Source organism: Campylobacter sp. LMG 17559 (assembly GCF_024723605.1).
Taxonomy (GTDB): Bacteria; Campylobacterota; Campylobacteria; order Campylobacterales; family Campylobacteraceae; genus Campylobacter_D.
In genome coordinates, this window is sequence record NZ_JANQCZ010000002.1 from 143,279 (window position 1) to 154,711 (window position 11,433).

The following is an 11,433-nucleotide window of genomic DNA, read 5'->3' on the forward strand; positions in this document are numbered from 1 at the left end:
AACTTTTATTCTTAAAATAAATAAAAATTTATAAATTTTTTTTAATATTTCTTAAATAAAAAGATAGAAATAGTCCTAATAAAAACATTAATAAGCTTAATATCTGACCCATACTCATACCAAAAGCAACAAAGCCTATACCAAAATCAGGCTCTCTAAAAAACTCGCATACAAAGCGCGCTAGGGCATATAAAATAGTATAGTAAGCAATCAATTCTCCGTTGTATTTTTTATATTTTTTTATTAGTAATAAAATAGCAAAAACTACAAAACCTTCTAAAAATGCTTCATAAAGTTGTGAAGGATGACGCAATATCCCATCTACATAAATACCCCAAGGTACTTCCGTAGCTCTACCAAATAACTCTTGATTTAAAAAATTTCCAATACGACCAAAAATATATCCACATGGCACACTAATAGCAACCAAATCTAAATATTTCCATAAATTCTGCTTATTTTTTTTACAAAAAGCATAAGTTGCTATTAAAAATCCAACAACAGCTCCATGATAACTCATACCCCTAATCCCTACAAATTCTCCATTATAAAAGGGATTAAAAATTTGCCAAGGATGTGTAAGATACCATAAAGTATGCGCATCATAAATTAAAATATAGCCTATTCTTGCACCTAAAATCACCCCTATTTCTACCCATATAAAATAGCTATCAAGCATAGCTTTAGAAATTCCCATATTGTCTTTAATCGCATAGTATTTTGCAACCATTAAAGCAACAAGCAAGGCTAGCACATACATAATGCCATACCAATGCACTTTTAAACCAAAAATTTCAAAAGCCACTACATCAAAATTTGCATAAATATTTTGCCAAAATTCCATAAAAAGCCCTTATTATAAAACATATAATATAGCAAAAAATTGTTATAATTATAAAAATCAAAAGGAGGAAAAATGAAAAAAATATTATTATTTTTTAGCATAATTTTATTTTTAAGTGCTTGCGCTGGTAATCAAAAAACTTATTATATTTCTATGCCAAATTTTAAAAGCACTTTTGAAGAACATAACCACACAAATGCTAATAGCCCTAAAGTCAAAATCAATGATGTAGAAATTATAAAAAGCACTTTTTATAGTTCATATTTTGAGCAATCTACTCTAAATCAAAGAATTAATAAAAGCTTAGAATTACTCAAAAAACAACTTTTAGAAGATAGCAAAGCATTGCTTCAAAGTAAAGGATATGCTATAGATAATGAAAATCCTGATTATGCTTTTAATATAGTTATTAATGCTAATTTATATGAAGATAAGGTTACAAGAAATTCAAGTCTTGGAGGTGATAGCGTAGAGTCTTCTTTTATGATTATTTTAGAAGCTCAAAGTCATTTAAATAATTTACATCAAGAAGATACTTTTCAAAGCACAACAAGCTCAGCAAAATTAAACGATCCTATTATTTTAAATTATCCTATAAAAGGTCAAGCAAGCATAGAAAGCTTTAGAGAGGTATACAGTGCTGTTCCTACTCAGCTTAATGAAAGTCTTGCAGCAAGTGCTTTAGAAATTGATAAAGTTTTTGTCGCTTTTTATAAAGAAATCACATCTAGTTTAAAAACTAGTGTAAAAGAAATCAAAGAAGAGCTAAAAACACAAGAAAATTCAGAAGTTCAAGATGTAAAACAAGATGATAAAAAAGAAGAAAAAGCTGCTCCTTATCAAAATAATGAAGTAATCATCTTTGAATAGCTTGTGCATAAAACACTTTGATCTTAAATTTAAGATTAATGTGTTTTTCTTCGGATTTAAACTCTACAGGAGTGCTAATTTCTATTAAATTTTTATATCTTTGCAAATCATTTAAAAAAGAATAAAAAGATTGAGGATTTTTCATCTTTACATTGGCTCCAAATTGGTATTTTAAATACTCTTGCTCTTTTTTAATAGGAATGAGATTGATTTTTACATCATCAAAGTAATTTTTCATGAATTCTAATAATTCTTTTTGTGAAAATTCTGCATTGATTTGAGCTAAATTTTGCGCATTCACCTTTTGAAACTCATCAATAACTTTTTCTAAAGCTTGTAACTCATTTATTGCTTTAGTATTTTGAATTTGCTGGGTTGCTAATCTTGAATGTTCGATTTTATAATCTTTCAAAAAAGGCACGATTAAAAATAAAATCAAAATCGCACAAAGCGCAACAAATGAAAAAGAGTAAATCAAGATTTTTAATACATCAGCTTCTTCTAAGCTCTTATCGTTTTTGCTCATACATTTCCTCTGGTATAGTGATATTTACACTTACAAAGCGATACCACCCGTTTTCTAATTGATAATAACTTGTTTGAGAATTGGAAAAAATACTTCTTAATGGAGCCTCTAATAATAACGCAAACATTTCTTTAGTAGGTGTAATGCCTCTTAAAATAAGTGATCTATCTTCCATTAAAACCTCATCTAAAGATATGTTTTTAGGCACTAGAGTAAAAAGATTTTGAATACTTTTTAATAAAACTTTATTTTTACCATTTTCTTGTTCTTGCTCTAAATCTCCCAAAATCAACTCTGCTTTATCATTTTGTCTTACTAATTCTTGATATTTAAGCTTGTTAGCATTAATTTGTGCAATAATTTGAGCTAATTCTTCTTTTTTATTATCAAGTTGCACAGACGCATAATAACTTTTAAAAACTACCACAATAAATACTACAAAAATCAAAGCAACACTAATACTAGTAAAATAAATCCAAATTCTAGTAAAAAGATTAAAAACAGGTTTTATCTTAGGTTTGATTAGACTATATCTCATAATTTTAAGTCCTTCACCATAAGTTCATTCATCAAATTTAAAGTATCTACAAGTTTTACTTTAGGTTTTATAAAAAGCTCATTTTCTAAATAATCAAGCGAGGTCGAACTAAAACTTTCCTCATCAAAAATCACAATTTCTTCCAAAAAGCTATTATCATACAAAGGATTTTGATAAAATTCTTTTACACTTGAGATGATGTATTCTATCATTTTCATATCTGAGCTAAAATTTTCTAAAGACTCAACAGGAAGCTCTTCTTTTTCTTCACCTAATTCCTCAAGTTTATCAAGCTCTTGACTCATTTCTTCTAAGCTTTTTAAGTCATAATTTTGCTCATTTTCTTCTTCTTGATTTTCATCATCAATTTGTAAATCAAATTCTTCTTTAATATCATCAAAAAAATCATCTTCATCATAATTTTGACTAGCTATATTAAAATAACTTCCAAATAATATAGCTTCATTTTTACAAATTAACATCGCAACAAAATCATGGTATCTATATACATAAAGGCCAATTTTTTCTTCAAAACCTCTATTTGTCATACAATGATAAAGCAAAGAAAAAGGCGAATAAAGTAAATCCAAACCGCCAAAAGCCTCATAATCTTGTTCATATGAGCTTAAAGAATGATTAGATGCATACAATAAGCCATTGTTAAAAGAAATGCACTTAACACTACTTGCATCGACACCAAAATTGGAAAGATCTTTAAAATTTGAGCTTGGCACAACACCTTGGGCAATAGGAGTAAAAAAAGTACATATATAATAAATTTGAAAATCTTTAGTTAAATTTTTTACATATTCTATGGCTTTTTCTTTATCTTCAAAGCTTTTTTCAAAAGTATCAACAGCTTGGGATTTTTTCCAAGTATGACATCTTATAATGTATTGTTTTTCATCATAGCAAATACAAACTAAAAGTTGTAAAATATATTTTCTAAAAAAAGATAACATAGTGTTTATCCTTTGTCTATTTGACTTATCATATCAAATTTTTCTTTTATCAATACTTTAGCTTCTTCTAAATTTAAATTTTGTATTTTGATTTCTTCACTTAGTCTATAGGTAATCTTAGAAAAAGGTTTAGGTAAGATCATTTTATCCCAACTTTTAAATTCCCAAAAAGAGCTTGCTTCGTAATTTAGCAAAAAAAGTGGAGCATTTTTTTTCAAAGCTATCATCACAGAACCATCTGAAACACTATGATAAGGCCCTCTTGGTCCATCTGGAGTGATAATCACATCATCGCCTTGATCTAAAATTTTAAAAGATTGTTTTAATAAAGCCAAAGCACCTTTGCTTGTGCTACCTCTTAAAGTATCCAAACCAAAAAAGGCAATATTTCTAGCAATGATTTCTCCATCTTTATGGTGTGAAATCATCACATAAGCCTTTTTTCCTTTAATACCCATTTTACGATAAGCAAAAGGCATTAGAGCAAGACGCCCATGCCAAAAAAGTATCACACATGATCTTTTTGGAAGCTTTTGCCCTAAATAAACCTTTCTACAAGTTAAAAAAATCAGCCATTGTAATAAAAAAATTCCAAAAGCTAAAAGATTAATCTTAAAGGATTTCGCCATTTAACACCATACGCCTAGGATTGGTGATTTTTATTTTTTTCATTTGTCCTAATAACTCTTCACTACCTTTAACTTGAATCAAAAAGTTATTATCACTTCTACCTGCTACAAAGCCCTCACTTCTTAATTCTTCAAATAAAACTTCAAATTCTTTATCTTTTTGTTTTGCAACAATTTCATCTAAAATTTCTGTATGTCTTGCTTGTAAAATACTCAAGCGTTTTGAAGCTATATCATCAGGAATTTGATTTGGCATAGTTGCAGCTTTAGTTAGTGGTCTTTTAGAATATTTAAAAGAAAACATTTGCTCAAAACGCACTTTTTCAAGTACATCCATAGTATCTTCAAAGTCTTTATCGCTCTCACCTGGAAAAGCTACAATCACATCAGTGGAAATACTCACATCCTTACACATAGAACGCAATTTCAATGCTCTATCTAAATACCACTCTTTAGTATAACCGCGTTTCATAGCTTTTAAAATTTCACTTGAACCACTTTGTAAAGGCATATGCATAGACTTACACACTTTAGAATTTTTAGAAAAAACCTCTAAAAATCTATCATCCATATGTAATGGATGTGGGCTTGTAAAGCGGATACGTTCCAAACCTTCAATTTCACTTAACCTTTCCAAGAGATCTGAAAAATTAATCTTTTCATGTGCATTAGAAAATCTTTTGCCATAATTATTAACATTTTGTCCTAATAAAAAAATCTCTTTAGCACCTTTAGAAACAGCTTTTAATGCTTCATTTTTAATAATCTCAAAAGGTATAGAAATCTCATCTCCTCTTGTGTGAGGCACTATACAATAAGTACAATGTTTATCACAACCTATAGAGATATTAATATAAGTTTTATAAAGACTATTTCTAAAATCTGCAAAAGCATAATTACTCTCATCAAAATCTATATCATTACCTAAAAATTTTGGCGTATTTACAGCCTTTGTGATCTTAGAAACATTTCTAGCACCCAAAACAAAATCCACATTTGGAGCACGCTTAAAAATCTCATCTCCTAAATGTGAGGCAGTGCAACCACAAACTCCTATTTTAGCGCCATTTTTTTTGATTTTTTCAAAACTTCCAACTTCTGAAAAAAGCTTATGCACAGGCTTTTCACGTACTGAGCAAGTATTGATTAAAATCAAATCTGCTTCTTTTGCATCTTGAGTTAATTCGTAATTTTCTTTTTCTTTAAGTTCGGCTATCATATGCTCTGAATCACGCACATTCATAGCACAACCTAAAGTTTGTATAAAAAGTTTTTTACTCAAAGAATGTGTACCTCATACATAAAATCTGTATCATCTAAACCATATTTGATCGTTCTATGATAAACACATTTTCCTTTTTTTTCAAAATGCTCTACTAAAGCGATTAATTGCTTATGTGCATTGTCTTTATCAAAATAGAAAAATTTTTGACCTTCTTTATCCACAGCCTTTTCAATACTTTCTAAACTTATACTTTTTGGCTTTTCATCAACAGAGGTTCTTGCTATTTTTAAATCCATATCATCATCCTCAAGTTTTTTTAATCTGAAATTATAGCAAATTTTACTTTTAATTAAACTTATTAAAGATATAATTTTATTCTTCAAACTTTTAAAATCCAAAATTAAGGTTGTATTGTCATTATGGAAAAAATCACAGATATAATTGAATCCATTGCTAATGAGAAAAATTTACAAATAGAAGATGTAAGAGAAAGAGTTAAAAAAGCACTTATTAATACTGCTAAGAAAATTTATGGCGATAAGTATGAATTTTTTGTTGATTCAGGTAAAAATTTACAACTTTATCAAAAAATCATCGTAGTAGCTGATAATGATGAAAGATTAGAAAATGAAAATGAGCATTTTATCGCTTTAAGTAAAGCAAGGGCTGAAGCTAAAGATGTAGAAATTGGCGATGAGCTAACTTATGAATGTTCTTTGGAAAATTTAGGCCGCACTGCTGTAAATATCTTACATAAAGAATTAGAATATAACATTCAAAAACTCTTAGAAGAAAAAATCTATGAAAAATACCAAAAAATGGTAGGGCACATGGTTTTTGGTAGCGTGGTAAGAGTAGATAGTGAAGAAAATACTTATGTAGAAATTGATGAGTTTCGTGCATATTTACCTAGAAAAAATCGTATCAAAGGTGAAAAATTTAAAGTAGGCGATGTGATTAAAGCTGTTATTAGACATGTATATATTGATAAATCAGGTATGAGAATGGAGCTTAGTAGAACTAGCCCTAAATTTTTAGAAGCTTTATTAAAAGCTGAAGTTCCTGAAATCAAAGATGGTCTTATAAATATTTATGCAAGTGCAAGAATTCCAGGTGAGAGAGCAAAAATCATCTTACAAGCAAATAGTCCAAGCGTTGATGCAGTAGGAGCAACTGTGGGTATAAAAGGAGTTAGAATCAATGCTGTAAGCAAAGAATTAAAAAATGAAAATATTGATTGTATTGAGTATTCTAATGAAATGGCAATTTTAATCACAAGAAGCCTAGCTCCAGCCATTATAAACTCAGTTAGTATTGAAGATAAAAAAGCTATTGTAACGCTAAATAGTGAGCAAAAAAGCAAAGCTATAGGAAAAAGTGGGATCAATATACGCTTAGCAAGCATGCTTCTTGGATATGAAATAGAACTCAATGAAGTAAACAGTGAAGAAAAAACTAACAACCAAGAAGAAGCATTTAAAAATCTTAAGGCTTTATTTGGAGAAAATTAAAGTTGCTTACCGACGGTTTGCTCGGTAAGCTTTCTTTCTAAAACTAAATCTACTATAGGTTGTTCTCTTTTATTTGCCTTTTGGCAATGATTTTTATCGAAAAAATCTGTGATTTTAATAACTATTTTAGCCCATCTTTTATCGCGCTCCCTCCAAGCATGAGATGATAAAGACTCCCAAGCATAACCATTAAACAAAGTAGCATTGACAAAATGATCAAGTGCTCTCACACCTTGTCTAACTCTAGCAGGATTACCAAAAGTTCCTACTATAACAATAAAAAGATAACTAATCACCGCTAAAGGAACGATAGCACAAAGCAGTATAGTTCCTGCTAATTTTTCTTTCATTTTTGCCTTTTTATAAATCTTATATTCATACCATTTGCTGATCTTATAGTTAGTCTTCCTACTATATCGGGCACGAAATTTTCTTCTAATTCTAACTTATAAGTCCTTAAAATATTAGCTAAAATCAAAACAGCCTCTTGCATAGCAAAGCCCTGCCCTATACACACACGCTCTCCCATACCAAAAGGCATATAAGTGTCTTTTTTAATCTTGCTTTTATCTTCATGGCGACTTGGATCAAACTCATGTGGATTTTCCCAAAAACTATCATGCCTATGGATAAGCCATGGAGCTACCACTACGCCTGAACCTTTTTTGATAAGCTTATCTCTCATTTTGTTATCATTTCTTGCTTCTCTAGCAAAAAAACCAACTGGTGGATAAAGTCTCAAGCTTTCTTTAAACACATTTGTAAGATATTTCATTGCTCTAATATGCTCTATTTTAAACTCCTCATCACCTGCAACTTGCATGATTTCTTCATAGGCTTTTTGTTGCTCATCTGGAGAAATACTTAAAATATATAGCGTCCAAGTTAGCGAGCTTGCAGTGGTTTCATGGCCTGCTAAGAAAAGCATGGCAACTTGGTCTAAAATTTCATTAAAAGAAAATCTCTCATTAGTATCTGCATCTACTACCATAAGCAATGATGATAAAATATCTTCATATTTTCCTTGATCATTTATAGCATTATCATATCTTGGTTTTATAATATCTGATAAAACTTTGCGTATAGTAGTGCCTGCTTTAAGTCTTTTTCTCTCACCTAAAAGATTTGAAAGCCAAGTTGGGAAACGGAACATTCTTCGCATAGCTGTTTTAACTGTTTCTTCTTGCACAGTTACAAAAGCATCCAAAACAAGTTTGCCTTTTTGCTCATCAAGTTTTGATGACATGATAGTTCTAAAAATCACATCTGCAGTCACAAAAGTCATAGCTTCATCTACTTCTATAACCGCTTTATCTTCATATTTTGCAAATCTTGCCATCATATCAGAAGCTGCCTCACTCATCAAATTAAAAACCTTAGAAATTCTCGTCATTTCAAAAGAAGGTCTTAAAAGCTCTCTTTGCTTTTCCCATACTCTATCGTTAGTTGTAAAAATGCTTATGCCCAAAAGTGGCTCTAAAAGCTCATGCAAAAGTTGGCTTTTTGGGTATTCTCTAACCTCATCTACCATAATGCGTCTAACTTCTTTTGGATCATTTACTACATATAGATCAAATCCAGGCATTTTTACTCTACCCATCATCATTTTATAGCTTCGCTCATAAAGCCCATCAAGCCATGATCTTCTTTTTAGTAAAAAAGTGGTTAATGTAGAAGCTTTATTTTTATAAGGCTTTGGATGAAAGGGACACTGACCCATGTTTTTCTCCTATTTGATTTTTTCTTCTAATTTATTTTTGCCTATGATAAATTCAAAAAAGTTATATACTCCTTGAATTTGTGTAGCAAATAAATATAAAAAATGTGCTTTATATTTGTCTTTTTTGATTTTTTTATAATCTTTGCTTTTATATAAGGTATGAAATTTAGCCGAAAGGTATTTTGGGCTAAATTGCGCTTTTACCCCGCTTGTATGTATGAAATCAACTTGTGCAAAACAAGCCCCATCAATAATAGAAGTAAAATCATACCATATTAAATTTTTATTTCCTAAATACTCTAAGTCTTTTCTAAACTCAAAAGATCTTTTTTGATAGCTTACCAAAGGTATACACTCACCTAGAGTTAAAACCTTTAAATTTTTAAAAGAAACATTTTCTTTTTCACATTTTCTAAGCACTTTTGCTAAAACATTTATGCAAAGCACCGTTCCTACACTATGTGCGCTTAAGATGAGTTCATAGTTTTTATCATTTGCATTTTCTTTTAATTTTTCAAAAATAACTCTAGCAAAATCATCCATTCTTAATTCAAGTTCACCTTGAGAATTTTTCTCCCAGTTTGCGCAAAAAGAACAAATTCTAGCTATCCAAAAAACAGCTAATCTCTTGCCTAGTTTATAAAGCATTTTTGGTAAAAACACTAACGATAAAACAAAAGCTAAAATTCCTAAAATAATATGAAAATTTTGCAAATAAAATAAACTTCCAAAAGCACAAACTAAAGTAAAAATCAAACTTAAAAGCACATAAAAAAATGGATAATAACCTGTGATAAGTTGGTGCGGGGATTCTTTACCGAATTTTAAAAAAAGTCCTGTAATAGTATAAATTCTAAAAAAACTATAGCAATCACTCAAGGCATCTTTTATACCCTCTGACCAGTTTTTTTTAACTATATCATTCCAGCTTAAAAAGGTGTAAGAAGTACTTGTATGCGGGGTTTGAATTTGCCAAAAAGCATATGTATTAGCTTGAGCTTTTGATAAAGTATAATCATAATTTAAAAGTTTATTTTGCTCGGCTAAATTTTTTTTAAACATAGCATAATAATGCCTATATCCTCTAGGATCATAACCAGCTATATAAAAAACATCTCTTTTTTGGCATATTTTTTCCATCAACATCCTAAGTAAATTTAATACTGAATTTAAAAATATAGCCAAAGTTGTTATCTTTGTCAAATACCTATTTAAAGATAAAATGAGGGGTTTTTACTCTGAAATTATTCATTAAAAAATATTTTATAAAATAAATAAAAAATTATAAAATCAAGAAAGAACTTATGAATATAATCTTACTAGGTGGTAGCAATAGTGTAGTTAAAAATGGTCTTAGGATAGGTCTTGAAAATAAAGACATTACATTACATAATTACGCTTTAGGGCTTAGTACTTCTTTACAAAATCTTTATGAGTTAATACGCCATGAAAATACTATAAATAAAAGTGATTTTCTCATCAGTGAATCAAATATCAATGATTATTTAAGCCCTATGAGTTTAAATATTATACTTAGAAATATTGATTATTTTTATGAAGAACTTTACAAAGCAAACAAAATTACTATAGTGCTTATACTCCCCATACCAGCTTGTAATGATAAATCAAAAGCTATCAATGAAACTCATAGGAAAAATTGTGCTCATTATGGTTTTAATCTAATCGATGTAGATCTTTACTACCAAAAAAATAATCTTTATGATTTTGATCAAAACTATAAATTCCACCCTATGCCACTAGCTATGCAAGAGCTTGGTAAAAACATCATTAAAAATTTACATAGCTTTAAAAAATCCAAAGAAAAGATCATTTGCTCAAAAAGAAAATTTCATATCTTTACGCCCTCAAATTCAACTAAAATAGAGTATAAAAACTCATTTTTTTGTGAAAAAACTACAAAGATTAAAGCTAATGAAAAAATCATTTTTCCAAAAGAGTTAAAAAACTATCAAATCTTAGGCATGCACACTTGGAATCACACTAACTCATCAACCCATGCTATATCATCTATAAGTATTGAAAACTCATCTTTTAAATTAGTAAAAAATTTTGGACTTATCAATACTTTTCAAGATATACAAAATGAAAAAGCAATTTGTGATGAGCAAACCTTTTTGTATGTCAATACACAAGTTATCAAGCAAAGTGAAGAAAGTTCGGGCTTAAGCATAGCAAATGAAAAAACACCAAGGCTTGATTATGTAGACTTAATAGGAATTTTACTTTTAGAAAATGATAATGATAAAAAGATTGAATGTAAAAATTATCTTACAAATACCCATGATTCTTTAATACCACCTATAGCATTTTATAAAGAATTAGCACTAGAATACTATGAACTAAAAAAACTTGATATGCAAACATTTTTACAAAGTCAAAATCACAATCTTTTGCGTTTTTTAAATCACAAAGGCTTAAAAAATGAATATGAGATATTTATCCATCAAAACAATAAACTTTATGGAGCTAGTTTAAGGATAAAAGAAAGACTAAGCTATAAGCTTGGAGAAGCTATCATGAAAAACAGTAAAAGTTATCTAGGATATTTTAAAATACCTTTTGAATTAAGAAAAGTCAAACAAGATCA

The 11,433-nt window shown here is 29.2% G+C and carries 13 protein-coding genes; 3 read left to right on the top strand and 10 right to left on the bottom strand.

Going from position 1 to position 11,433, the window contains the following annotated elements; translation table 11 throughout:
• Positions 1–28: 28 nt before the first annotated feature.
• Positions 29–844: a prolipoprotein diacylglyceryl transferase gene (lgt, locus tag CAMP5082_RS01760; protein WP_263668983.1), complete on the bottom strand. Its 816-nt coding sequence runs from the start codon at positions 842–844 to the stop codon at positions 29–31.
• 72 nt (positions 845–916) lie between these two features.
• On the opposite strand from lgt, the gene CAMP5082_RS01765 reads away from it, so the two are divergent.
• Complete coding sequence (locus CAMP5082_RS01765; protein ID WP_337205739.1) at positions 917–1,714, top strand: membrane lipoprotein lipid attachment site-containing protein; 798 nt, start codon at positions 917–919, stop codon at positions 1,712–1,714.
• Here the strand turns inward: CAMP5082_RS01765 and CAMP5082_RS01770 are convergent.
• From CAMP5082_RS01770 to CAMP5082_RS01795, 6 genes are read right to left on the bottom strand one after another with little or no spacing between them, the layout of a single operon-like run.
• Positions 1,701–2,240: a hypothetical protein gene (locus CAMP5082_RS01770; RefSeq protein WP_337205740.1), complete on the bottom strand. Its 540-nt coding sequence runs from the start codon at positions 2,238–2,240 to the stop codon at positions 1,701–1,703. The genes CAMP5082_RS01765 and CAMP5082_RS01770 overlap by 14 nt on opposite strands.
• Positions 2,224–2,778, bottom strand: coding sequence for a hypothetical protein (locus CAMP5082_RS01775; protein WP_039627963.1), 555 nt, complete (start codon positions 2,776–2,778; stop codon positions 2,224–2,226). Before CAMP5082_RS01775 ends, CAMP5082_RS01770 begins: the two co-directional genes overlap by 17 nt.
• Positions 2,775–3,740, bottom strand: a complete 966-nt coding sequence (locus CAMP5082_RS01780; protein ID WP_337205741.1) for a hypothetical protein — start codon at positions 3,738–3,740, stop codon at positions 2,775–2,777. Before CAMP5082_RS01780 ends, CAMP5082_RS01775 begins: the two co-directional genes overlap by 4 nt.
• Before the next feature lie 5 nt (positions 3,741–3,745).
• The gene (locus CAMP5082_RS01785) at positions 3,746–4,369 is read right to left on the bottom strand and encodes a lysophospholipid acyltransferase family protein (protein ID WP_039617569.1); all 624 of its coding nucleotides are present in this window, start codon (positions 4,367–4,369) and stop codon (positions 3,746–3,748) included.
• Positions 4,353–5,651 (bottom strand): tRNA (N6-isopentenyl adenosine(37)-C2)-methylthiotransferase MiaB, encoded by a 1,299-nt coding sequence (gene miaB / locus CAMP5082_RS01790; RefSeq protein ID WP_337205742.1) that lies wholly within the window; start codon positions 5,649–5,651, stop codon positions 4,353–4,355. The genes CAMP5082_RS01785 and miaB overlap by 17 nt, the downstream gene beginning before the upstream one ends.
• Positions 5,648–5,890, bottom strand: a complete 243-nt coding sequence (locus tag CAMP5082_RS01795) for an HP0268 family nuclease (protein WP_039617566.1) — start codon at positions 5,888–5,890, stop codon at positions 5,648–5,650. The genes miaB and CAMP5082_RS01795 overlap by 4 nt, the downstream gene beginning before the upstream one ends.
• A 123-nt stretch (positions 5,891–6,013) precedes the next feature.
• On the opposite strand from CAMP5082_RS01795, the gene nusA reads away from it, so the two are divergent.
• On the top strand, positions 6,014–7,105 hold the full coding sequence (gene nusA, locus CAMP5082_RS01800) for a transcription termination factor NusA (RefSeq protein WP_337205743.1): 1,092 nt from the start codon (positions 6,014–6,016) through the stop codon (positions 7,103–7,105).
• Here the strand turns inward: nusA and CAMP5082_RS01805 are convergent.
• The 3 genes from CAMP5082_RS01805 to CAMP5082_RS01815 are packed head-to-tail and all read right to left on the bottom strand — an operon-like array spanning position 7,102 to position 9,965.
• Positions 7,102–7,455 (bottom strand): membrane protein, encoded by a 354-nt coding sequence (locus tag CAMP5082_RS01805; protein WP_039627957.1) that lies wholly within the window; start codon positions 7,453–7,455, stop codon positions 7,102–7,104. The genes nusA and CAMP5082_RS01805 overlap by 4 nt on opposite strands.
• A complete protein-coding gene (locus CAMP5082_RS01810) occupies positions 7,452–8,825 on the bottom strand; it encodes a cytochrome P450 (RefSeq protein ID WP_263663782.1) in 1,374 nt (457 codons plus the stop codon). The genes CAMP5082_RS01805 and CAMP5082_RS01810 overlap by 4 nt, the downstream gene beginning before the upstream one ends.
• 9 nt (positions 8,826–8,834) lie before the next feature.
• A complete protein-coding gene (locus CAMP5082_RS01815; RefSeq protein WP_337205744.1) occupies positions 8,835–9,965 on the bottom strand; it encodes a DUF829 domain-containing protein in 1,131 nt (376 codons plus the stop codon).
• A gap of 164 nt (positions 9,966–10,129) precedes the next feature.
• On the opposite strand from CAMP5082_RS01815, the gene CAMP5082_RS01820 reads away from it, so the two are divergent.
• A partial coding sequence (locus tag CAMP5082_RS01820) for an SGNH/GDSL hydrolase family protein (protein ID WP_337205745.1) occupies positions 10,130–11,433 on the top strand: 1,304 nt, incomplete at its 3' end.

Coding starts and splice junctions, on each gene's coding strand:
- lgt (WP_263668983.1), bottom strand. CDS start 844: ATGGAATTTTGGCAAAATATTTATGCAAATTTTGATGTAGTGGCTTTT.
- CAMP5082_RS01765 (WP_337205739.1), top strand. CDS start 917: ATGAAAAAAATATTATTATTTTTTAGCATAATTTTATTTTTAAGTGCT.
- CAMP5082_RS01770 (WP_337205740.1), bottom strand. CDS start 2,240: ATGAGCAAAAACGATAAGAGCTTAGAAGAAGCTGATGTATTAAAAATC.
- CAMP5082_RS01775 (WP_039627963.1), bottom strand. CDS start 2,778: ATGAGATATAGTCTAATCAAACCTAAGATAAAACCTGTTTTTAATCTT.
- CAMP5082_RS01780 (WP_337205741.1), bottom strand. CDS start 3,740: ATGTTATCTTTTTTTAGAAAATATATTTTACAACTTTTAGTTTGTATT.
- CAMP5082_RS01785 (WP_039617569.1), bottom strand. CDS start 4,369: ATGGCGAAATCCTTTAAGATTAATCTTTTAGCTTTTGGAATTTTTTTA.
- CAMP5082_RS01795 (WP_039617566.1), bottom strand. CDS start 5,890: ATGGATTTAAAAATAGCAAGAACCTCTGTTGATGAAAAGCCAAAAAGT.
- nusA (WP_337205743.1), top strand. CDS start 6,014: ATGGAAAAAATCACAGATATAATTGAATCCATTGCTAATGAGAAAAAT.
- CAMP5082_RS01805 (WP_039627957.1), bottom strand. CDS start 7,455: ATGAAAGAAAAATTAGCAGGAACTATACTGCTTTGTGCTATCGTTCCT.
- CAMP5082_RS01810 (WP_263663782.1), bottom strand. CDS start 8,825: ATGGGTCAGTGTCCCTTTCATCCAAAGCCTTATAAAAATAAAGCTTCT.
- CAMP5082_RS01815 (WP_337205744.1), bottom strand. CDS start 9,965: ATGGAAAAAATATGCCAAAAAAGAGATGTTTTTTATATAGCTGGTTAT.